This window comes from Rhodococcus sp. NPDC055112, from assembly GCF_053607505.1.
Genome location: NZ_JBSGTR010000018.1, coordinates 1 through 21,338, shown reverse-complemented (window position 1 = coordinate 21,338; position 21,338 = coordinate 1). Strand labels below are relative to the sequence as shown.

Annotated in this window: 19 protein-coding genes; 8 read left to right on the top strand and 11 right to left on the bottom strand. The window is 70.9% G+C overall.

Annotated features, from left to right (window positions below):
* Positions 1-11: 11 nt before the first annotated feature.
* Both ACWFRB_RS11270 and ACWFRB_RS11265 read right to left on the bottom strand, forming a co-directional pair.
* On the bottom strand, positions 12-1,082 hold the full coding sequence (locus tag ACWFRB_RS11270; RefSeq protein ID WP_452641009.1) for a quinone-dependent dihydroorotate dehydrogenase: 1,071 nt from the start codon (positions 1,080-1,082) through the stop codon (positions 12-14).
* 47 nt (positions 1,083-1,129) lie between these two features.
* Positions 1,130-2,143 carry a YncE family protein gene (locus ACWFRB_RS11265; RefSeq protein WP_452641008.1) on the bottom strand — a complete coding sequence of 338 codons (1,014 nt, stop codon included), beginning with the start codon at positions 2,141-2,143 and terminating at the stop codon, positions 1,130-1,132.
* 219 nt (positions 2,144-2,362) lie between these two features.
* Here ACWFRB_RS11265 and ACWFRB_RS11260 point away from each other — a divergent pair, with 219 nt between their 5' ends.
* A complete protein-coding gene (locus tag ACWFRB_RS11260) occupies positions 2,363-2,716 on the top strand; it encodes a hypothetical protein (RefSeq protein WP_452641006.1) in 354 nt (117 codons plus the stop codon).
* Positions 2,717-2,788: 72 nt separating this feature from the next.
* Here the strand turns inward: ACWFRB_RS11260 and ACWFRB_RS11255 are convergent, their stop codons facing one another.
* The 6 genes from ACWFRB_RS11255 to ACWFRB_RS11230 form a co-directional block, all read right to left on the bottom strand.
* Positions 2,789-3,634 (bottom strand): heme ABC transporter ATP-binding protein, encoded by an 846-nt coding sequence (locus tag ACWFRB_RS11255; protein WP_452641090.1) that lies wholly within the window; start codon positions 3,632-3,634, stop codon positions 2,789-2,791.
* Positions 3,634-4,710, bottom strand: a complete 1,077-nt coding sequence (locus tag ACWFRB_RS11250; RefSeq protein WP_452641004.1) for a FecCD family ABC transporter permease — start codon at positions 4,708-4,710, stop codon at positions 3,634-3,636. Before ACWFRB_RS11250 ends, ACWFRB_RS11255 begins: the two co-directional genes overlap by 1 nt.
* Positions 4,707-5,735 carry a heme/hemin ABC transporter substrate-binding protein gene (locus tag ACWFRB_RS11245; RefSeq protein ID WP_452641002.1) on the bottom strand — a complete coding sequence of 343 codons (1,029 nt, stop codon included), beginning with the start codon at positions 5,733-5,735 and terminating at the stop codon, positions 4,707-4,709. Before ACWFRB_RS11245 ends, ACWFRB_RS11250 begins: the two co-directional genes overlap by 4 nt.
* Positions 5,732-6,418, bottom strand: coding sequence for a biliverdin-producing heme oxygenase (locus ACWFRB_RS11240; RefSeq protein WP_452641001.1), 687 nt, complete (start codon positions 6,416-6,418; stop codon positions 5,732-5,734). The genes ACWFRB_RS11245 and ACWFRB_RS11240 overlap by 4 nt, the downstream gene beginning before the upstream one ends.
* A gap of 59 nt (positions 6,419-6,477) precedes the next feature.
* The gene (locus ACWFRB_RS11235; RefSeq protein WP_452641000.1) at positions 6,478-6,909 is read right to left on the bottom strand and encodes a TIGR03668 family PPOX class F420-dependent oxidoreductase; all 432 of its coding nucleotides are present in this window, start codon (positions 6,907-6,909) and stop codon (positions 6,478-6,480) included.
* A 71-nt stretch (positions 6,910-6,980) separates the two neighbouring features.
* Entirely contained in the window at positions 6,981-7,901 is a 921-nt protein-coding gene (locus tag ACWFRB_RS11230; protein ID WP_452640999.1) for an aldo/keto reductase, read from the bottom strand.
* A 127-nt stretch (positions 7,902-8,028) separates the two neighbouring features.
* Between ACWFRB_RS11230 and ACWFRB_RS11225 the strand changes: the two genes are divergently transcribed.
* The 7 genes from ACWFRB_RS11225 (at position 8,029) to ACWFRB_RS11195 (ending at position 13,992) form a co-directional block, all read left to right on the top strand.
* Positions 8,029-8,874, top strand: coding sequence for an undecaprenyl-diphosphate phosphatase (locus ACWFRB_RS11225; protein WP_452641088.1), 846 nt, complete (start codon positions 8,029-8,031; stop codon positions 8,872-8,874).
* Between the two features lie 9 nt (positions 8,875-8,883).
* Entirely contained in the window at positions 8,884-9,576 is a 693-nt protein-coding gene (locus tag ACWFRB_RS11220; protein WP_452640998.1) for a histidine phosphatase family protein, read from the top strand.
* Positions 9,577-9,689: 113 nt separating this feature from the next.
* The gene (locus tag ACWFRB_RS11215) at positions 9,690-10,283 is read left to right on the top strand and encodes a DUF3090 domain-containing protein (protein WP_077043673.1); all 594 of its coding nucleotides are present in this window, start codon (positions 9,690-9,692) and stop codon (positions 10,281-10,283) included.
* A gap of 3 nt (positions 10,284-10,286) precedes the next feature.
* On the top strand, positions 10,287-11,105 hold the full coding sequence (locus ACWFRB_RS11210) for an SCO1664 family protein (RefSeq protein WP_452640997.1): 819 nt from the start codon (positions 10,287-10,289) through the stop codon (positions 11,103-11,105).
* Positions 11,106-11,153: 48 nt separating this feature from the next.
* Positions 11,154-12,395, top strand: coding sequence for a cysteine--1-D-myo-inosityl 2-amino-2-deoxy-alpha-D-glucopyranoside ligase (mshC, locus tag ACWFRB_RS11205; RefSeq protein WP_452640995.1), 1,242 nt, complete (start codon positions 11,154-11,156; stop codon positions 12,393-12,395).
* Positions 12,396-12,428: 33 nt separating this feature from the next.
* The gene (locus ACWFRB_RS11200) at positions 12,429-12,989 is read left to right on the top strand and encodes a sugar O-acetyltransferase (RefSeq protein WP_452640994.1); all 561 of its coding nucleotides are present in this window, start codon (positions 12,429-12,431) and stop codon (positions 12,987-12,989) included.
* Positions 12,990-13,230: 241 nt separating this feature from the next.
* The gene (locus ACWFRB_RS11195; protein WP_452640993.1) at positions 13,231-13,992 is read left to right on the top strand and encodes an alpha/beta hydrolase; all 762 of its coding nucleotides are present in this window, start codon (positions 13,231-13,233) and stop codon (positions 13,990-13,992) included.
* Positions 13,993-14,088: 96 nt separating this feature from the next.
* Here ACWFRB_RS11195 and ACWFRB_RS11190 read toward each other — a convergent pair whose 3' ends face one another.
* The 3 genes from ACWFRB_RS11190 to ACWFRB_RS11180 are packed head-to-tail and all read right to left on the bottom strand — an operon-like array spanning position 14,089 to position 21,180.
* The gene (locus ACWFRB_RS11190; RefSeq protein WP_452640992.1) at positions 14,089-18,267 is read right to left on the bottom strand and encodes a TIGR02680 family protein; all 4,179 of its coding nucleotides are present in this window, start codon (positions 18,265-18,267) and stop codon (positions 14,089-14,091) included.
* 13 nt (positions 18,268-18,280) lie between these two features.
* The gene (locus ACWFRB_RS11185) at positions 18,281-19,690 is read right to left on the bottom strand and encodes a DUF2398 family protein (protein WP_452640991.1); all 1,410 of its coding nucleotides are present in this window, start codon (positions 19,688-19,690) and stop codon (positions 18,281-18,283) included.
* Entirely contained in the window at positions 19,687-21,180 is a 1,494-nt protein-coding gene (locus ACWFRB_RS11180) for a TIGR02677 family protein (protein ID WP_452640990.1), read from the bottom strand. The genes ACWFRB_RS11185 and ACWFRB_RS11180 overlap by 4 nt, the downstream gene beginning before the upstream one ends.
* Between the last annotated feature and the right edge of the window lie 158 nt (positions 21,181-21,338).

Sequence of the window (21,338 nt, the reverse complement as noted above, 5' to 3'; positions counted from 1 at the left end):
ACGTCAACGGCTCAGGCGCGGTGCTCGGCACCGACCGCCTCGGACAGCGAGGAGTAGCCGGCGGCTCGGACCCGCTGTGCCAGGCCCTTGTGGATCCGGCGCATCCAGAACGGGCCCCCGTAGATGAACCCGGTGTAGCCCTGAACAAGGCTGGCGCCTGCCAGGATTCGCTCCCAGGCCTGGTCGGCGGTCTCGATGCCGCCGACGGAGATCAGCGCCAGCCGGTCCCCGACGCGCAGGTACAGGCGACGCAGGACCTCCAGCGACCGGTCCGCGACAGGAGGACCGGACAACCCGCCCGCGCCGATCGCGGTGACGTCGGACTCCGGTGTGCGCAGGCCGCTCCGGCTGATCGTCGTATTGGTGGCCACGATGCCGGCCAGGCCGAGCTCGACCGCGAGGTCCGCGACCGCGTCGACGTCCTCGTCGGACAGATCCGGTGCGATCTTCACCAGCACCGGGACGTCCACGGCGCCCTGCACGGCGCGCAACAGCGGACGCAGCGACTCGACGGCCTGCAGGTCGCGCAGACCGGGCGTGTTGGGGGAGCTGACGTTGACGACGATGAAATCGGCGAGCGGTCCCAGCAATCGGGCGCTGGCCGTGTAGTCGGCGTCGGCCTCGGCCGCGGGCACGACCTTGGTCTTGCCGATGTTCGCGCCGATTGGCACCCCGTTGCGCCGCTGGCGCAGCTGGTTCGCCGCGTGGCCTGCACCGTGGTTGTTGAAGCCCATCCGGTTGATCAGCGCGCGGTCGGCGGGCAGCCGGAAAAGGCGCGGCGCGGGGTTACCGGGCTGTGCCTGCGCGGTGACGGTGCCGACCTCGGCGAAGCCGAACCCGAGTGGCCCCCAGGCGTTCACGCCGGTCGCGTCCTTGTCGAACCCGGCGGCCAGGCCGAGTGGAGCCGGGAAGTCCACCCCGAACACGCGGGTGCGCAACACCGGATCGGAGACGGTGAGCACCTTGGCGACCAGTGCGCGCACCAGCCCGACGGCGGTGACCAGCCGCATGGCGCGGAACGCGATGTGGTGAATTCGTTCCGGCTGGAGGCGGAACATGAGGCGAAGCAGCAGGCTGTACAACGAATCTCCCTAGATTCCGGTCGGGTGAGCGTCGGCGGTGACAACCGTCATGACTGTGCCCTGGTGTCGATCGACTGCAGCCCGTCGCCGGTCGCCGAACCGACGAAGAGCGTTCCTGTGCCGGGGTCGACGGTCACCGCGTTGGGCTGGCGGACGGTGGGGAAGCGACGCTTCTCGACCGGGATGCCACTCGAGAGGTCGTAACCGATCACCTCGTTGCTGCCGGTCAGCGTGACCCAGACCAGGTTGGCCGTGTCGTCGTAGGCGATGCCGTAGGGCGAGTTCGGGACCGGGAAGCGCTGACGCATCATCAGAGGATCGGTGGTCAGGGCGATCAGTTCGCTACCGCGGGTGTCGGTGACGAGCACCCGGCCGAAGTGGTCGGTGGTGAGGTTGGTGGCACCCTCGCCTGCCCGCAGGGCGCGGCCGAGGTGCTTGTCCGGGATGTCGATCTCGGTGACGGAGGTCTGCCTGCGATCGAGGGCGGTCAGTTGCTCGCCGGTGACGCCGAGCGCGTCGACGGACGCGAGTCCCGAGATCCGCTCGGTTTCCTTTCCTGCGGAGTCGAGGACGAGGACGGAGCCGTCGGCGGTGCCGACCGCCGTCGCGCCGGACTCGAGGAGCGCGGCGGAGCTGACGTCGCCGTCGACCTCGACGGTGGTCGTCTGACCGGAGGCCAGGTCCACCCGGACCACGGCGCGGCCTGCGGGTACCAGCAACACGCCGTCGCGCGCCGCGCCGAGATTCGCCACGCCGCCGGGCAATTGGACCTCACGCGGGGCCGCTGCGGGATCGGCGGCGGGCAGCAGCAGGAGCCGGTCCGCGTCGGGTGTGAGCAAGGCCACGGTCCCGGTCTTCGGGTCGAACGCCGCCGTCTCGACAGCGCCGGGGAGCGGCCGCACGGTGCCCGCGGGCGGGGCGACGGTCGCGGGGGAGACCGCCGCCGTTGCGGGCTCGATGGTCTTGAGGTTCTCTCCCTCGTCCTTCGAGGAACAGCCGGTGACCAGCAATAACAGCGCACCCGCCAAGACCGTGGTTGTGCGTCCCGCCGGTACCCGCATGTACGTCTCCTCAGTCGCTCTTCGGCGCCGGTGTTCGAGGTCGCGGCGTGCCCCGCCGCCGACCCGTCGCCCGATGTTCACCGTGTCCGCCCCCTAGCATCCCTGATCGCGTCTCGTCCGAATAATCCGACTCGGGCCCGCGGGCCGGATCGGGTCTACCGTGAATGCACCTGGGCCGGCGTCCGGCACAGGCGTCGACCGCGGCGGGGAGGAGGCGGGGTGGACTCAGGCAGGATCCCCGGGTTCGCGTTGGAGGACCTGAGCGTCGGTCCGTACGCACACGGATTCGGTACGAACGCGGACGGCCAGGCCTTCGCCTTCCGCGTCCGCCGCAGCACCCTCTTCGTCGAGGTGTATCGCGCGGACCTCGAGTCCACCGTCCCCGACAAGTCGGACGTGGTCGCGACCGCCGAGCGGTCGATGATCACCGTGGACCTGACCGACGAGCGCAGCATCGCCGCGGCGGTGCGGGACGCCGTCGCCGCGGCGGACTCGGTCAATCCGGGAACCGCAACCGGCACCACCCTCCGGGCGCTGCTGGGTCGGCTCAGCTCGATACTCGACCGACGCTGAGCGCGTGCCCCTCCGAGTGTGCAGTTGCCGCCGCCCGCACTCGGCCGATGCGCCCGCAGCTGCACACTCGGCTCAGTTCCGCTGCGGCAAGACCAACTGGGCGCCCGAGCGCGGATGCGCGATCACCTCGACGGGGTGGCCGTACACGCGGCTGAGCAGGTCCTCGGTGAGCACCTCGCGTGGGCTGCCGTACGCGGCCAGCGAGCCTGCCTCCAGGACTGCCACGGTGTCCGCATAGGCCGCGGCCAGCGCGAGGTCGTGCAGCACCACCACGACCGCGGTGCCCGCCCGCGCGCGCTCGCGCACGAGGGACATCACCGCCTCCTGGTGGCCGAGGTCGAGCGCCGCGGTCGGCTCGTCCAGCAGCAGCGTCTCGGTGCGCTGGGCGAAAACCCGGGCCAGGGCCACGCGCGAGCGTTCGCCGCCCGAGAGCGCGGCGAACGGCCGCTCCGCGAACGCGGCGACGTCGCACGCCTCCATGGCCTCGCGCACCGCCTCGGCGTCCTCATCCCGGCAGGCGGTGCGTGTCCACGGTGCCCGACCCATCCGGACCACCTCGAGGGAGGTGAACGAGAACCCGACGGTGTGCTGCTGCGGGAGTACCGCCCGGCGCTGGGCCATGTCGGTGCCGGTCCAGCGGCCCAGCGGCCTGCCGTCTAGCTCGACATGGCCCTCGGCGATCGCCTGATCGCCCGCCATCGCTGCGAGCAGCGTGGACTTGCCAGCGCCGTTGGGCCCGACGAGGGCGAGAACCTCGCCGACGCGCACGTCGAGCGAGACGGAGTCCAGTACCCGGCGCTGCCCGCGGTCCACGCTCACGTCCACCGCGCGCATGCTCACCGCGCCCTGCTCTCGTCGTTCCGGCACCTCGAGCTCGCGCGCGAACAGATTGCGCAGCTGCGCCGCCAGCGTCGCCATCACGCCCACCCACCCTGCTGGCGACGGGTCCGGCGCAGCAGCCAGAAGAAGAACGGGCCGCCGACCAGCGAGGTGAGCATGCCGAGCGGCAGGTCTGCGTTGGGCACCAGCGTGCGGGCGCCGAGGTCCGCGGCGAGCAGCAGTATCGCCCCGCCCAGCGCGCTGGCGGGGATCAGCAGGCGATGGCCGGGACCGACGATCATCCGCATCAGGTGCGGCACCACCAGGCCGACGAACAGGATGATGCCGGTGAACGCCACCGACGAGGCGACGAGCAGCGCGACGACCACGACCGCGAGCTGGCGCACCCGTTCGACGTTCACGCCGAGATGCGCTGCCGCGCTCTCGCCGAGGGCCAGCAGATCCAGTTTGGTCGCCATCATCATGGTCACCGCGATGCCGACGGCCGCCATCGGCGCGACGATTGCCACCGAGGTCCATGTGGCGCCGTTGAGGCTGCCGAGCTGCCAGAACACGATCTGGTCGCGGGCCGCGGGGGAGGCGGCGAAGGTGAAGTATGCGATCAGGCCGCCCGCGAACGCATTGATCGCGATGCCGGTCAGCACCAGGGTCACCACCTCGGTGCGGCCCTCGGACCGGGCCAACAGGTACACCAGGGCGGTGGTGATGAGCCCCGCGACGAAGGCGGCCGCCGCGACGGGGGGACCGGCGACGAACGCGCCGCCGGTGACGATCACGGCGCTCGCCCCCACCGCGGCGCCCGCGGAGACGCCGATGACGCCGGGCTCGGCGAGCGGGTTCGCGAACACACCCTGCAGGAGGGCGCCCGCGCAGGCGAGTCCGGCGCCGACCACGATCGCCAGCGCGACCCGCGGGAACCGGACCTGCCAGAGGGTGACCTCGCCGCTCGGGTGCGCGGGCATGGGCCCGAGGTCGAGACCGATGCGGTGCAGGACGCTGCCGATCACCTCCATCGGCGCGGTCGGCACCTGCCCGACGCAGGCGGAGATCAGCGCGAGCACGAGGAGCGCGACGCTCAGGGCGGCCAGGAACGCCCCGCCGCGGAGCCGCCTGCGCGGCGGCGCGGCCGCGGGGGCGGCCGTCGTGGTGGTCACTGGGCGGGTGGGCCGTATACGGCCGTCGCCAGTGCCTTCAGGACGGCGCCGGTACGCGGTCCGAAGCTGAGCAGGACGCCGTCCTGCATGTCGACGATCCGCTCATTGCGACCGGCAGGGGTCTGCGCGATGCCAGGGATCGCTGTCAGGCCCTCGACCCCACCGATGGACTCGAGGCCGCCCGTCATCATGAGGAACACGTCCGGCGCCGCCGCGATCATCGCCTCACTGGTGATCGGCGTGAAGTCCTTGGTGAGTCCGGCCGCGGTCCCCGCGTCGGTGGCTCCCAGCCCCTCGATCAGCGAGTCGGCGCCCGAGCCGGGGCCGGCGAGCATGGTGATCGCGGGGCCGCGCATGTAGAGGAACGCCATGGTCAGCGGGTCGGCGTTCGTCGGAACGAGGGCCGCGGCGTCGGCGATCTCGGCCGCGGTCCGCTCGCGCAGCGCGGTGCCCTCGGCGGGAACCCCGAGCGCATCGGCGACGGCCTGGATCTGGTCGGGAACGCTCGCCAGTGCGCGGGCGGCGTCGAAGAAGACGACGGGGATGCCCGCCGCGCGCAACTGGTCCTGCACGGCCCGCGGCCCGATGCTGGCATCGGTGAGCACCACGGTGGGGTGCAGGTTCAAGATCGCCTCGGCGGACAGCTGGCGGCCGCTCGGGGTGACGTTGGGAACCGACTCGACGGCGGGGAACTTCGCCGCGATGTCCCGGCCGACGAGGCGGTCACCGAAACCGAGCGCGTAGACCGTCTCGGTGAGGGTGCCGTACTGATCGGCCGCGACGATCCGGCTGGTGTCGGTGATCGTCACGTCGACGCCGTCCGCGCTGCGGACGGTCACCGGCAGCGTCGAGACCGGGTGCTCCGCGATCGGATCGGGGTCCAGGCTCTCGAGGGTGGCCGTGGTCCGGCCCGTCTGAGCGCCGGTCGGCGCGTCGCCGCCGGTCGCGCAGGCAGTGGTCATCGCCGCGGCGGCCAGCGCGATGGCCAGCAATCGCGCGCCCCGAGCGCCGAGCAGTCGGCTCATTTGACGAGGTAGCTCTCGATCTCGGCCTCGAGGTCCGCGAACAGATCTCCGTTGAGACGGTAGGCCAGGATCACCTCGTCGATCAGGCGCTGCTGCTCGTCCGCGGACAGCGGCGCGGCGTCGAGCTTGCCCCGGTAGGCGTCCTTGTAGAGCTTGGGCTTCTCGATCTGGTCGAAGATGTAGAAGCGCAGGCCGTCGGTGGTGTAGCCGTAGGCGCGCTCGAGCATCCGGCGGATGATCTGCCCGCCCGAGAGGTCGCCCATGTAGCGGATGTAGTGGTGCGCCACGAAGCCCGCGGGCCAGTCGAACGCGATCTCGTTGAGCCGCTCGACATACCGGGTGGTGGCAGGCAACGGGGTGACCTCGTCGCGCCAGTTCGCGCCGAGCAGGAACTCCAGGTCGGCCTCGAGTGCCTCGGTGCGCAGGAGCTCGTCGCCGAGGAACTCCGCCACGATCGGGTTCGATGCCTGGGCACGGCCCGCCTCCTCGAGGGCGAGGTACACCAGGTAGGTCTGGCCGAGCAGGGCCGCGTATCCGGCGCTGGTCAGCTTGCCCGCGAGGAGATCACCCACGAAGCGTGACTGCTCGGTCTGGCGGTGCGCAGCGTCGGTCTGCGTCCTGATCCGCTCGGCCAATCCGGTCGCATCATCCGCGGCGTCGACACCGGAATCGAGCATTGTCATCGTTTCTCCTGTAGCTCTTCGGAAGCGCAATTCATACAAGGTTAGCCTGCCCTAGTAGATCAGGTGTCCAGGGCGGACCAGGAGACCCACCGCTCCGGACCGATCGCGACCACCGGACCCCCGGGCGGAGACGCCGTGTACTGCACGTACTTCCGCACGAGCGCGTCGATGCCGATCCGGCACTGCGCGTCGTCGTCGAGCACACGCGCCGCGCCGTCGACGCGGATCCACCAGAGTCGCGACCAGTCCTCGGCGTACTCGTCGACCAGCAGGCTGACCCGCCCGGTCGCGGTGATGTTGTCGAGCCGCCGCAGCCGCCGCGTCGACTTGGGCTTGTCGTCGACCGCCGTGTAGATCACCCCGCCCGCCATCGCGAAGACCACCGGCACCAGGTGCGGCAGTCCGTCGGCCCCGACCGTGGCCAGCCTCGCGACCCGTGCGCGGGCGAACCGGCTGTGGAGCTCGGTCTGCGGCATCGACGGCGACGGCACCCCTTCAGCGTAGGTCGCCGGAGCGGTGCCCGCGGAGCGATCGGGGAGCGCCTGCCCGCGGGAGCGGGCGGTCAGGCGCTGACGTCGTCGAGCGCCGCGGCGATCGCGGCAGGCAGCTCCAGGTCCTCGGCCGCCAGCACACCGGTGTGCTGGGCGTAGTCCCTGGCGCCGACGATGGCGCTCGCCACCCCCGGCCGGTCGCACACCCACGCCAGCGCCACGGCCAGCGGGGAGGCCCCGAGCCCGTCGGCCGCCGTGACGACGGCCTCGACGACCCGGGCGGTGTGGTCGGCGTTCAGGTATCCGACGACCAGGTCCGCGCCTGTCTCGGTGGCGCCGCGGGAGTCGGCGGGGATGCCGTCGCGGTACTTGCCGGTGAGCACGCCGCCCGCCAGCGGGACCGCGGCCAGCAGGCCGATGCCGTGGTGGTCCGCGGCCGGGATCAGTTCGTCCTCCACCCCGCGCGCGAGCAGCGAGTACTCGGCCTGGGTGGCGATGAGCTTCGTGCCCGCCGCCGCGGTGGCCAGCTGCCAGCCCAGATGGCCGCGCGCCCCGACGTAGCGGGCGCGCCCGGTCGCGACAGCGAACTCGAGCGCCGAGGCCACCTCCTCGACCGGGGTGAAGGGATCCCAGGTCGCGACCTGCCAGAGGTCGAGGTGGTCGGTGCCCAGCTCCTTGAGGGTCGCGTCGAGCTGACCGATGAGCGCGCGGCGCGAGCAGTCGAGGCGTTCTCGGCCGGGATGGATGCCCGCGCTGCTGCTCAACACCAGCTGGTTGCGCGGCACCACGTCGTCGAGCAGCTCCGCCAGGATCCGCTGCGAAACGCCGTCGCCATAGAACGGTGCCGAATCGACCAGGGTGCCACCGGATTCCGCGAAACCCATCAACTGGGCCGCGGCCTCGACGCCGTCCGTGTCCCGGCCCCAGCCGAGAGTGCCGAGTCCGATGCGGGACACCCGGAGTCCGCTGTCGCCGACCGCACGCTGCCTCATAATTCGATCACCACAAGAAGGGGAGCGTAGTGGTGCCGTGCGGCGCGCGCCCCGGGGGCGCGCCGGGTACGGTCGCTCCCGTGAATCTTCTTTGCCGCGTTACCGTGTCCCCGGGAGTCCGCCAGTGATCGTGGAATCGATGACATGGCTGCAGGCCATCGTCCTCGGAGTGGTCCAGGGGCTCACCGAGTTCCTGCCGATTTCCTCCTCCGGCCACCTTCGTATCGTGTCGGAACTGTTCTGGGACACCGACGCGGGCGCCTCCTTCACCGCGGTGACCCAACTCGGCACCGAGGCCGCGGTGCTCGTCTACTTCGCCAGGGACATCTGGCGGATCGCGACGGCGTGGTTCCGTGGCCTGTTCGACCCGGACAAGCGCGGCGATCACGATTACAAGATGGGCTGGTACGTCATCGTCGGCACCATCCCCGTCGGCGTCCTCGGGTTCCTCTTCAAGGACCAGGTCCGCACCGGGGCGCGCAACCTGTGGCTGGTCGCGTCCATGCTCATCGTCTTCGCGCTGGTGATCGCCGCGGCCGAGTACTACGGGCGCAAGCGCAGGCCGATCGAACAGCTCACGCTCAAGGACGGCGTGATCATGGGTTCCGCTCAGGCCTTGGCCCTGATCCCCGGTGTGTCGCGGTCCGGCGGCACGATCAGCGCAGGCCTGTTCCTCGGCCTCACCCGTGAGGCCGCCGCCCGCTACTCGTTCCTGTTGGCGATCCCCGCGGTCACCGCGGCCGGATTGTTCAGCCTCCCCGACGCATTCGCGCCAGCGGGCGAGGGACTCAACGCGAGCGGGGCCCAGTTGATCGTCGCGACCCTCATCGCTTTCGTGATCGGGTACGTCACCATCGCGTGGTTGCTGCGGTTCGTGGTCGACCATTCGATGTACTGGTTCGTGGGCTACCGGATCATCCTGGGTCTGCTGGTGTTCGGGTTGCTGGGCACGGGCGTGATCTCGGCGACCTAGGCTGGGTCCATGACAGTGATCCTGCTGCGGCACGGGCGGTCGACGTCCAACACCTCTGGCATGCTCGCCGGCCGGTCACCGGGCGTCGATCTCGACGACCACGGCAGGGAGCAGTCCCGCGCGGTGGTGGATCGGCTCTCCGGCGTGCCGCTGGCGGCGATCGTGCGTTCCCCGCTGCTGCGCTGTGAACGGACCGTCGAGCCGTTGGCGCGGGACCGGGACCTGGACCCGATCGCCGACGACCGGTTGATCGAGGTGGACTACGGCACGTGGACCGGGCAGGCGATCAAGGACCTGCTGGAGGAGCCGCTGTGGAAGGTGGTGCAGCAGCACCCCTCCGCCGCGGTGTTCCCCGACGGCGAGGGCCTGGCGCAGGTGCAGGCCAGGGCGGTCGCCGCGATCCGGGCCCACGACGCCAGGCTCGCCGAGGAACACGGCGGCGACGTACTGTGGCTGGCCTGCACGCACGGCGACGTGATCAAGTCGGTGCTCGCCGATGCCCTCGGCACCCATCTGGACGGGTTCCAGCGGATAGTCGCCGATCCGGCCTCGGTCAGCGTGGTGCGCTACACCGCGACCCGACCGTTCGTGCTGCGGATGAACGACACCGGTGACCTGTCGGGACTCAACGGCAGCGCGCCCGCCAAGCCCGCCGGTGTCGGATCGTCGGATGCCGTTCCCGGCGGCGAGATGGGAAAGTAGGGGAGGCGGATAATGAGCATCGGGGCCCGGGTCCCGTCGTGGACGCGACCCGCGCCGCGATTCCGCCCGACCACGGTTACAGATATCGACCGCTCGACCAGACGGAGGTGCTGATGTCCCGAGCAATACACGTTTTCCGCACCCCTGATCGATTCATCGCCGGCACCGTCGGCGAGCCAGGTGACCGTGCCTTCTATCTCCAGGCGATCCACGAGTCCCGCGTGATCAGCGTGTTGCTGGAGAAGCAGCAGGTGCAGGTGCTGGCCGACCGGATGGGGCTGCTGCTCGATGAGGTCCACCGCCGGTTCGGTACGGCGGTGCCGCCGCAGGACGTCGAACTCGAGGACCTCAGCCCGTTGATGACGCCGATCGACGCCGAGTTCCGGGTCGGCACGATGGGCCTGGGCTGGGACGCGGACGCGGGCTCGGTCGTCGTCGAGCTGCTGGCGGTCAGCGAGTCGGAGTTCGACGAGTCCGTGGTCCTCGACGACGCCGAGGACGGGCCGGACGCCGTCCGGGTCTTCCTGACGCCGGAGCAGGCCAGGGCGTTCGCGCTGCGGTCGGTTCGGGTGATCGCGGCCGGTCGCGCGCCGTGCCCGCTGTGCGGCGAGCCGCTGGCCCCGGAGGGCCATGTCTGCATCCGCACCAACGGCTACCGGCGCGGCGCGAACTTCGAGCGCATCGACGAACTACCCGAAGAGGAATAGCCGTTGACCGCCGACCACGTCGTGGACGAGGAGTCCGAGTTGCTGCACACCGGCGAACTGTCAGTGCTGGGTCGGATCGTCAGTGCCAGCAACGCCACGCTGGTCTGTGAGGCCACGACGAACGGGCAGAGCGTCCGCTGCGTCTACAAACCGATCCGCGGTGAGCGCCCGCTGTGGGACTTTCCGGACGGCACCCTCGCCGGCCGCGAGGTCGCGTCCTACCTGATCTCCGAGGCGCTCGGGTGGGGCGTGATCCCGGAGACGATCCTGCGGGACGGGCCGTACGGCCCCGGCATGGTGCAACGCTGGGTGGAGACCCCGGAACCGACCGGCGAGTTGGGTGAGCGGATGGCGCTTGTCGACATCTGCCCGCCCGATCAGGTGCCAGCGGGGTGGTTCGAGGTGCTCCTCGCGTACGACGGCGACGGCGAGCAGGTGGCGCTGGTCCACGCCGACGACCCCCGTCTGCAGCGGATGGCCGTGCTCGACGTCCTGCTCAACAATGCGGACCGCAAGGGCGGTCATGCGCTGGAGGGCATCGACGGTTCGGTGTACGGCGTCGATCACGGGATCTGCCTGCACAGCGAGGACAAGCTCCGCACCGTGTTGTGGGGCTGGGCCGGTCAGCCGGTGCTCGGCGCGCTGCTCGTCGATGTCGAGTCCCTCGCGGAGCGCCTGCGGGGCCCGCTGGCCGACCGACTGAGCGAGCACATCACCGGCGAGGAGGTCGACGCGCTGGTGGCTCGGACCGAGGGCATGCTCGCGGACCCGGTGATGCCGCTGCCAGGAGACCACCGGCCGATCCCGTGGCCCGCGTTCTAGCGGGAACGCGTTCCGGCCGACTTCCGACCCTCCGATAGGCTCGTCCGTATGCAGTCCTGGTCCGACACAGCCGTTCCCTCCGTTCCCGGTCAGGGGCCGCCGCTGCGGCTCTTCGACACCGCGGACCGCCGGGTCCGGCCCGTCACCCCGGGCGAGACCGCCACCATGTACGTGTGCGGGATCACCCCCTACGACGCCACGCACCTCGGGCACGCGGCCACCTACCTGACGTTCGACCTCGTCAATCGCCTCTGGCGCGACGCCGGGCACGACGTGCACTACGTGCAGAACGTGACCGACGTCGACGATCCGCTCTTCGAGCGCGCGGCCCGTGACGGCGAGGACTGGGTGGTGCTCGGCATGCGGGAGACGGCGCTGTTCCGCGAGGACATGGAGGCGCTGCGGGTGCTGCCGCCCCGCGACTACATCGGCGCCGTGGAATCGGTGAACGAGGTCGTCGAGATGGTCGAGAAGCTGCTCGCCGCGGGCGCCGCGTACGTGGTCGACGACGAGGAGTACCCCGACGTCTACTTCCGGGCGAATGCCACCGAGCAGTTCGGCTACGAGTCCGGATACGACCGCGACACCATGGAGCGGTTCTTCGCCGAGCGCGGGGGAGACCCCGAGCGGGCCGGGAAGCAGGACCGGCTCGATGCGCTGGTGTGGCGCGCCGAGCGACCGGGCGAGCCGTCCTGGCCGTCGCCGTTCGGTCCCGGCAGGCCGGGGTGGCACATCGAGTGCTCCGCGATCGCGCTGAACCGGATCGGCTCGGGCTTCGACGTGCAGGGTGGCGGCAGCGATCTGATCTTCCCGCACCACGAGTTCTCGGCCGCGCACGCCGAATCCCTTGTGCTGGACCGTCGATTCGCGCGGCACTACGTGCACACCGGGATGATCGGACTCGACGGCGAGAAGATGTCGAAGAGCCGCGGCAATCTGGTGTTCGTGTCGAAGCTGCGCGGCGAGGGCGTCGATCCGATGGCGATCCGGCTGGGGCTGCTGTCCGGGCACTACCGGACCGACCGGGCCTGGACGGGCGACGTGCTCGCCGAGGCCGAGGAGCGCCTGGCGCTGTGGCGTCGCGCCGCCGCGCTGGGGTCGGCGCAGTCCGCGGACGACACCATCGCCCGGCTCCGTCAGCACCTCACGGACGACCTGGACACCCCGAAGGCGATCGATGCCGTGGACGCCTGGGCCAGGTGGGCCGTTGACCACGGCGGCTCGGACGCGTCGGCGCCCGGTGTGCTCGCGGATGCGGTCGACGGACTGCTCGGGGTCTCGCTGCGCTGACGGCACCCCATGCCGTCGACTAGGGTCGGCGTCATGGGGGAACAACGAGATCGAATGCTGCGCGGCGAACTCTACCGCGACAACGACGCCGACCTGGTCGCGGAGCGGAAGGCCTGCCAGCGCCTGCTCGACCAGTTCAATGCCACTGGTGCCGACGAGGATTCGCTGCGACTCGACCTGCTGAAGCGGCTACTCGGCTCGATCGGCGATGGGTCCTGGATCATGCCGCGATTCCAGTGCGACTACGGTTCGCTGATCACGATCGGCTCGAACAGCTTCCTGAACTACGACGCGATCCTCATGGACTGCGCGCCGATCACGATCGGGAACGACGTCTCGATCGGTCCCCGTGCCCAGCTGCTCACCGCCCTGCATCCGATGGAGGACCACGAGGCGCGGCGGCAGCGGTGGGAGTCGGCGGCGCCGATCGTGATCGGAGACAACGTCTGGCTCGGCGGCGGAGTGATCGTCTGTCCCGGCGTGACCATCGGTGACGACGCGGTGATCGGCGCGGGCTCCGTGGTGACCAAGGACGTGCCGTCGCGGGTGTTCGCGGCGGGCAACCCGTGCCGGGTGATCCGGGAACTGCCCTAGCCGTTCGGGATTCGGGGCGCTTCCGCGCGCACGTGCAACGGGGTCATGGGGCGGCGGAAAATGGTTGGACGGGATTCGGTTCAGGTTGATAGCGTGCGCGAGACCGTGACATCACGCGAGGAGGTGGGACCCATGAACGCAGTAACCATGTGGGTGCTCCCACTCGTGTTCACGGTTCGGCGATCGACGTAGGTGTCGCCGGGAGCGCCTCGACAACAAGGCGATCCCGAAAGGCAACACCATGCATTTCACCTCTGAGACATCGTCGAACGGTGTCATCGAACGTACTTTCACCCTGGATGAGATCACCGGCGTGCTCTGGTCGCCCACATCCGGGACCGTCGGTTCACCGCTGCTGCTGTTGGGACACTCAGGCGGCATGCACAAGAAGGCACCGGGGCTGGTGGCAAGCGCGCTCCACAGCGTGACCACCTATGGGTTCACCGTCGCCGCCATCGACGCGCCCGGACACGGTGACCGGCCGCGAAACCGTCAGGATCAACGGTGGGTCGACGCGATCCATCAGGCCAGGGCGGCGATCGCTCCGATCGCCCCGATCGTCATCGACTACAACATGTCGCTGGCCGAGCGTGCGGTGCCGGAATGGCAGGCGACCCTGGACGCCCTGCAGGCGCTGCCCGAGATCGGCGCCGAAGCGCCGATCGGCTACGGCGGAATGACGTTGGGTGTCGTGACCGGGCTGATGTTGACGGCGGTCGAATCCCGGATCGCTGCCGTGAGCTTCGGTGGGGTCTACGTGCACGACGCGCTGATCGAGGCGGCGAGAAAGGTCACCGTCCCTGTCGAGTACCGGATTCCGTGGGACGAGGAGGAAATCGACCACACCTCTGCGGTCGCGATGTTCGACGCCTTCGCCTCGAGGGAGAAGACACTGCACGCCCACCCGGGCAGGCACAACCAGGTGCCCGAGTACGAGCGCGACAGCTCGGTCCGATTCTTCGTCCGTCACCTCGGCCGGGCCGCCGACACGGCTTCGGACTGACGTGACCGGTATCGGCGTCCGGATCCGTCCCGGGCGCCGGTACCGCCGCCACGATCCCGCCTGCCGGTAGGCCGACCCCGGCGGCAGCATCGGTCCTCACACCTGCGCGAACTCCAGGCCGCCCTCCGCCGCGGCGAGGACCCGGCGGCGCAGCGGCGAGCCGAGAGCGGTCGCCAGATCGCTGCCGTCGTGCTCGGCCAGCAGTTCGCCGTCCGTCCAGACCAGCAGGGCGGCGCTCACGGACTGCTCCGCGGTCGAATGCGCCAGGTCGTAGTGTGCGCACCCGGGCACGCCCGCGTATGTGACCCACAAGTCGTATCCGGTCATGAACAGGTCCAGGTCGAATTGCACACTCAGACCGAGCAATTCGCTGCGGCCGTTGTCGTCGACACCGGCGAATGCCTCGTCGAGGCCCAGCAGTCGTGGCGAGTGCGGGTCCGCCGACGACAACATCACGTGTGCGGCCGCGAACAGCGGCAGGTGCAGCGACACCGACTGCTCGCCGCCCGAGAGGGCGCCGTGCCGGGCCACGGTCAGCCGATCCTCGCTGCCGTCGCCGCCGATCAGGGTGAAGGAGAAGACCCGCCAGCGGCGGTAGTCCAGTGCCGTCGCCAGGATCTCGGGGTACGACCGCTCCGGATGTGCCGCCCGGGACAACCGGATCTGGGCGGCGAAATGCGCTCGCATGGTGGCCAGTTCGTCGGCTCCCAGTGCGGAGGCATCGCGGTCGAGCAACTTCGAGATCGCACGCGAGTTCTCGTCGAGGTTGTCGGCCAGCACCCAGTGCACGCCGATGGTGTTGCCCGAGGACATCCGCCGCTCGCGCATCTCGGTGCCCATCTGGGCGATGAGTACCCTCGCATCGACCGTGCGTTCGTGGATCTGCTGCGCGAGACCGGTCAACAGCGCGTCCTCGAGGATCCTGCGCTCGGACTCGGTGAGCAGCTGCTCCTGATCCTGGCGAGCGACGGCGATGCGGCTCGCGAACTCGCCGATCGATGAGTAGCCCTGCTCGTCCTGCACCCGCACCGTGGTGAGCCCGTCCGGGGCGTCCCACTGCAGCCGGTAGTCCTGACCCGCCGCCGCGAGCTGGGCATCGAAGTCCTGCAGCGCGGTGGTCAGCGCGGTCCTGGTGGACTTGCGTGCCCCGTCGCTGACCCGCACGGACTCCGTCGCCTCCGTCAACGCCCGGTGGAGCGCCTCCACCTCGTCCGGGAGCACCGACGCGCCTGCGCTCGTCCCGTCCTCGTTCTGGATCCGGTAGACGATCTGGTCGGCGGTCAACCACGCCGCCGCGCTCGCGGGCCAGGAGTGGTTCTCGGTGATCCCCAACAGTTCGAGCAGGTCGCGGCGGGCGTACGGCGCCAACCGGTCCGCGTCGGTCCTGGCCTCGGTGAGCGCGCTGCGCAGCGCCTCGATCGCGGCGCCGTGGGCGCCCTCCGCCTTGCCGATCTGCTCGACGGCGGACTCGTTGGCCTTGCGGGCCGCCCGTTGCTCCGACTTGAGGTCCTCGATCCGGGCGCGGACCTTCTCCAGGTCCGCGTCGATCTGCTCGGCGCTCGCACCGAGATTGTCGCGCAGCATCGCCAATCGCTGCACCTGCTGTGCGTAGTTCTCCTCGGCGATCGCCGATTCCTCGGCGAACTCCTCGGCGATCGCGCGGGCCTCGCTGTGCCGGTCGTCCGACTCGCGGTGGTGCTCGACCTCCTTGTCGTGCTCGCGCCTACAGCGCTGCACCAGGTCGCCCTGCTTCTCGAAGTGCCGGATCGCCGCCGCGAGCGAGTCGAGTTCCCGGCCCGCATTCGGGGTCCGGTGCGCGACCGCTGCCGCGCGCAGTTGCTTCTCCTTCGCGCCAAGGTCCGCGATCGCCTGGTCCAGCTCGCGCTGTGTGGTGCCTGCCGATTCCGAGCGGGTGCGCAGGGCGCCGGCCGCCTCGGTGACCGACTTGAGTGCGGCGAGCACCGGCGCGGTCCGTGGCAGGCCCTTCGACGCGGCCGTCAGCCGTCCGGCGAGCTCGCCCGCCTCGTGGTGCGCGGCAAGGGCTTCGGTGCGGGACCGCTCGGCCTCCGCGATGGCGTGGTCGAGTTCCGCCAGCCGCAGCTCTCGTCGCCTGGCCCGCGCGGTGGCGCCGATGTACTCGGCGTCGGGCTTGTTGTGGCTGCCGTGTTGCACGCCCTGCCGGTAGCGTCCGTCGACCCCGACACCGACCGAGGCGGCCGGCTCGGTGGGCCCGCTGTGCAGTGCGATCGAGGACAGGATGGCACGCACCCTCTCCTCGGGCACCCCGGTGTCGGCCTCGACGGTCAGCAGGTCGGCGAGCGTCGGGCCCGCGGGCCGGTCCGCCTCCGGCAACGCGACCAGGTACTGCTCCGACTCGGCTGCCGGGGCAGACCCCTCGCCGCCGTACACCCACCCGTCGAGCAGATTCGCGGCCTGTAGCGCTGATTCGACCCCGGCGGCCGTCTCCCGGTTCACCCCGTCGGCGAAGCGAACCAGGCGCCACAGCGGGGCGCCCGCCAGATCCTCGCGAGAGCCGCACCTGGCGGCGAACGGCGGCGGGGCATCATCGGTTTCCGCGGAGATCCGGTGCCGATCGGCGGACAGTTCGGTGACGAGCGCGGCCGACTGGCCTCCCTCGAGCTCGGCCTGAGCCCGGGTGGCCCGCACCGTGTCGAGCCCGGCCTCGGTGTGCTCGGTGAGCACCGCTGCCAGACTCGGTGATTCGTCATCGCCCGCGCCTGCCAGGGCGGAGTCGAGCGCGTCGAACAGGGTGTTGTTCACCCCGATGGAGGCGAACAGGGCGGAATGGTCGGTCCACCAGGACCGCAGTGCCGCCGCACATTCGGCGCGGGCGAGTTCCGTTGCCGCCTCGGCCGCCACGACGGCAGCCCTGGCCGTCTCGAGCAGCTCGCCCCCTCTGTCGGCGGCCCGGTCGGCGCGGGTCCGCTCGGTCCCTGCCTTCTCGACGGTGACGAGCGCGGCCCGCACCGCGCGCACATCGCCGTCGCGCTCCTCGGCGTGACCGCGCAGCGCGGCCGCGAACTGGTCGGGGCGGGAGGTCGCGGGCAGCGGCGTCCAGGCGATGCCGGCGTCCTCGGCCGCCGATTGCAGTTCGTCCTCGGCCCGGGTCAGCGCCGTCACCGCGCGGGCAACCGCGCTCGCGGACCTCGCGGCCTCGTCGGCGCGCTGTTCGAGACCGGCCTGCGCCTTGTGGGCCTTGTCGAGCTGCTGCTCGGTCGAGATCTTGAGCTGTGCGACCACGGCGGCCAGGTCGTCGAGCTGCTGCTTGCCCTCGTACGCGCCGGACCGTTGCAGTGTCTCGAGGTCGGATCGACCCTGATCGAGCGCGCGCTCGGCGGCGTCGAACCGTTCCTCCGCCGCCACCCGCTCCTCCTGGCGCCGGGTCCGCAGTTCCGCGGACTCGGCCAGCGCGACGATGCCCTGGTCGACGGACTCGAGCCGCCGCGACACCTGCTCGACGTCCGCCCTTGCCTGCTGGCGGAGGTACTTGGTGTACACCCCGGCGAAGCCCTGCGCTGCCTGATCGGCGGCGGCCAGGCCCTCGAGCGCGCGGCCGACCTCCTCCATGTCGCTGAACGAGCGGGCCGCCTCGAGTACCAGTTGCTCGTCGAGCGGGCGCAGGCCGTCCGTCAGTGCCTGGGAGAGGCCCTTCGGGTCGAGGTTCTTCGCCAGCTGCGGTCGGCGCAGGGTGAGGATCAGGTTGATCAGCTGGTCGTAGCGTTCGGCGCCGAGGCCGAAGAGCCGGGCATCGATCGCGGCCCGATAGTCGGTGGGCCGGTCGGTGATCGCGTCGGTGCCGATCTGGTCGGCGAGCTGCCGCTTGGTCAGCGGGCGGTCGTCGTCGCCGAGCAGGGAGAAATCGACACCCACCCGCCCGTCGGCGACGAAGTGCCAGCGGGTGACCTTGTCGTTCTGCCGGGTGGCACGCATCCCGATGCCGACGGTGACCGCCTCGGGGTCCGCATGGGATCCGCGGGCGAACTCCATCCAGACATAGGAGTGCGCGCTGTCCTGGCCGCGGTAGAGCAGATTCGACTTCATGGTGCGCTCTTCGCCCGCGAACGGGTTCAGCCGCCGCGGTTCGATGCGGCCGTCGAGCACGAACGGGAAGAGCACCTCGAGGGCCTTGGTCTTGCCGGAGCCGTTGGGTCCGCGCAGCACCAGGCGGCCGTCGGCGAAGGAGAACTCCTGGTCGCGGTAGTCCCAGAGGTTGATGATCCCGGCCCGGGTCGGGCGAAAGCGCGTGCTTGCCATGCGAATTCTGCCTCTACTTCTCTACTGTTTCGGACGGGGCTGCGAGTTCGGGATCGTCGGTGAACAATTCGGGCTGGCTCGCCCGGTCGCGGACGTTCACGACGACGCCGCGGTAGCGCGCCAGCGCGGGCAGCACGAGCACGCCGCCCTCGGTGCGCCGGACCAATCGCTGCTTGTCCAGCAGCGCGACGGCCTGCACTCGCAGTCCGTCGTGGTCGGCCTGCCACTGGGCCGCGAAGGTCCGGCCGAACCGTCGCACCAGCTCGGCCACCGCTGCCGCGATCCAGGCGTCGTCGACGAGCGGGAACAGCGCGGGCTCGGGGCCTGGCCCGGAATCCGATGCCGGGTCCTCGGTCGGCTCCTCGGCCAGACCCTGGAACACCCCTGCCGCCGGGATGGCACCGTCGAGCGCGTCGATCAGCGCGGCGGTGCGGGACTGCGGGGCAGGGACCCGGAGGAGTTCGTTCGCGTCCGGGTCGAGGACCCGGTCCGCGATCTCGCCCGCCAGCAGCAGGGCGACCTGGGCGACGGTGCCCGTGCTGGGGAAGCGCAGATCGGACATCCGGCCGGACGTGTCGATCAACGCGATGCCCTCGGCCCGCCGCTCGGCGGCAAGGCCGGTGAGGATCTCGACGTCCGCCGCCGTCCGCGGCAGCGCCAGTTGCAGGCGTTCGTCGTCGTCGAGCTCGTCCGCGTAGACGACAGGGCGTTCCACCAACGCCCGGCGGACCCGCCTCGCGGTCTCCCTTGGGTCCGTTGGCCGGTCGGGCACGAGCCCGTCCTCGTCGGCCACCTGTACCTCCGGTCCCGCCAGCAGGCCCCTGATGGAGGTGAGGTGCTGGAGGGCGCGCGGCGGACGGAAGAGCGCGACCACGACGGAGCGGTCGATGTCGTACAGCGCCTCGCCCGCGCTGGGGTTGGCCGCCCAACCGCCCGCGTCACCGTCCGCGAGCGCGATGGCGCCCCGTGCCGCCAGCCAGCCGACCGCGTCGACGAACGCGTCCCTGTCGGCTGCCCGTTCGGTGGACAGTTCCACGCCGTCGACCTGCGTGGCGTCGGCCGCGACGTGATCCGCCAGCTCCGAGAGCGTGATCTGGTTCCCGGCCCGGCCGAGCGCCGCGAGACACAGCGCCAGATAGGCGTAGCGGTGTCGGTCGAAGGTGCGGTCGGTGCCGGTCCTGGCCGCCGCCGTCGGGTCCAGCCGGTCGGTCACCGTGAACAGCCGTGCCGTCGTCTCGGTGACCTCGAGCCGGTAGCCGAACAGTTCGAGCAGATCCTCGCGCAGCTCGGTGGCCCACCTGCGCAGCAGTGGTAGCGCGATCCGGTCCGGGTAGTTCTGTGTGACAAGGTGATTGGAGAGGATGATCCGGGCCGCGCGCTGGTAGGAGTCCAGCGCAAGCGACGGGATCTCGCGCGCCCTCACTGCACGCTCACCTGCAGCCGGTCGAGGTGCAGCCTGCCGCGGGCGGTCTGGACCGTCGTCGACTCGTCGTGCGGGCGCAGCGTCAACCGGACCCCGTTCTCGGCGCCGGTCGAGCTGCCGACCCGACCGCTCACGGGCACCCGCGCGGTCAGCGCGGCGTTGAGCAGGCTCAGCAGCACCTCGGTCTCCTCCTCGTCGAGGACCCGGTCGTAGACGCCGCCGGTGGCCAGCGACTTCGCCGCGGTGGCACGGGCGCGCTGCGCCGCGAGCTGCCCCTCGCGCAGTCGGCGGATGCTGGCGTCGTTGCGTTGCACCCGGCCGGGCAGGCCGGGGGACGGGGTACGGCCGGTCTCGGCGAGGGTGCGCGAGATCTCCACCGGTGGGGCATCCCACCAGGACCGCGACTCGGGGATGATGTCGGCGTCGGGGTGCAGCATCGACAGGTGCCGCGGCCTGCCGAGGTCGAAAACGGCCTGGTACAGCGCGTGCGCGGCGTCCTCGGTCGGGGTCGCCGCGAACCAGCCGGCCAGGTGCCGTAGCTGGCTCTCCCGGCTCACGCCGCCCTTGCGCGTCTCGGTGACGCGGCGCAGCAGCGAGAGGACAGCGGCGATGGCGCTCATGGTGCCCTCCCGCAGCCGGTCCGATTCGCTCACGCCGCCGTCGGCGACGAACCAGTGCTTGAGCCCCGACCAGCGGGCCCGCCAGTCGTCCTCGCGTTCGTGCAGCGGCAGCAGCACCCGCTCGTCGCTGGCCGCGGCCCTGGCCACCAGGCGGTCGATCCCGGTCTCCTCGACGGCCGCGATGGCCCCAGCGAGCTTGGGTGCGTACCGGGCGAGGTCCGAGCTGAACTCGCGCATGTGGGTCAGCAGCGCGTCCTTGTGCGCGAGGAACGATTCGGGGGTGATCTCGGTGGTGCGCACCAGGTCGCCGAGGGTGAGGTAGAACTGGGCCGCCCTTGACGCCATGTCCGACAGCGTGGAATCGAGCCTGCTGAGTTTGCGGTAGATCAGGTCGCCGTCGGCGGCCCGGTTCGCCTCGGCCAGTTCCCGCATGTCCGCCAGCAGGTCGGGCAGCGCGAGGCGGGAGAGCGAGGCGTCCTCGAGCCGGGCCCCGAGCACGTCCTCGACGGCGCGGTAAGCCTGGTAGCCGGCCTGGCTGAACTGGTACACGAAGTGCCGGTTGCGGTACTCCGCGAGGGTGGCCGCCCGGCTGCCGTCGTAGCTGCGTTCCAGCACACCCCACAGGTGCAGCTGCTCGAGTAGCGGCGTGATCTCGGTCCCGGCCAGCCGGCCGGCCTGGTCGTCGCCCGCGATCCGGTCGAGGATCTCGGCGATCTCGCCCGCGTGCAGCAGCACCACGTAGTTCGCCCTGGCGTTGTCGAACGCCCGCAGCACCCACAGGTACTCCCCGCGCTTCTCCGCGCTGGTGAAGGCGAACAGCCGCAGCCGGTCATCGCGCGGGCCCGCGGCGGGCGTTCCGGAATCACTCATCGTGAACAGGGTAGGGGAGCGGCCGGACGGCACCTAGCGGGCGTTGGGATCGGCGTTTCGCGGCCGACCGGCCTGTGCACGGACGAGGGCCGGGGGACGCGATAACCCCGCCCCCCCCCCACCGACAGCGCGGGGGAGGACCAACAGCCGCACCCCCC

What these genes read in the sequence shown, in the direction of transcription:
- ACWFRB_RS11265 (WP_452641008.1), bottom strand. Translation starts at nt 2,143, where the DNA reads ATGCGGGTACCGGCGGGACGCACAACCACGGTCTTGGCGGGTGCGCTG.
- ACWFRB_RS11255 (WP_452641090.1), bottom strand. Translation starts at nt 3,634, where the DNA reads ATGGCGACGCTGGCGGCGCAGCTGCGCAATCTGTTCGCGCGCGAGCTC.
- ACWFRB_RS11245 (WP_452641002.1), bottom strand. Translation starts at nt 5,735, where the DNA reads ATGAGCCGACTGCTCGGCGCTCGGGGCGCGCGATTGCTGGCCATCGCG.
- ACWFRB_RS11240 (WP_452641001.1), bottom strand. Translation starts at nt 6,418, where the DNA reads ATGACAATGCTCGATTCCGGTGTCGACGCCGCGGATGATGCGACCGGA.
- ACWFRB_RS11230 (WP_452640999.1), bottom strand. Translation starts at nt 7,901, where the DNA reads ATGAGGCAGCGTGCGGTCGGCGACAGCGGACTCCGGGTGTCCCGCATC.
- ACWFRB_RS11220 (WP_452640998.1), top strand. Translation starts at nt 8,884, where the DNA reads ATGACAGTGATCCTGCTGCGGCACGGGCGGTCGACGTCCAACACCTCT.
- ACWFRB_RS11215 (WP_077043673.1), top strand. Translation starts at nt 9,690, where the DNA reads ATGTCCCGAGCAATACACGTTTTCCGCACCCCTGATCGATTCATCGCC.
- mshC (WP_452640995.1), top strand. Translation starts at nt 11,154, where the DNA reads ATGCAGTCCTGGTCCGACACAGCCGTTCCCTCCGTTCCCGGTCAGGGG.
- ACWFRB_RS11200 (WP_452640994.1), top strand. Translation starts at nt 12,429, where the DNA reads ATGGGGGAACAACGAGATCGAATGCTGCGCGGCGAACTCTACCGCGAC.
- ACWFRB_RS11195 (WP_452640993.1), top strand. Translation starts at nt 13,231, where the DNA reads ATGCATTTCACCTCTGAGACATCGTCGAACGGTGTCATCGAACGTACT.
- ACWFRB_RS11190 (WP_452640992.1), bottom strand. Translation starts at nt 18,267, where the DNA reads ATGGCAAGCACGCGCTTTCGCCCGACCCGGGCCGGGATCATCAACCTC.
- ACWFRB_RS11180 (WP_452640990.1), bottom strand. Translation starts at nt 21,180, where the DNA reads ATGAGTGATTCCGGAACGCCCGCCGCGGGCCCGCGCGATGACCGGCTG.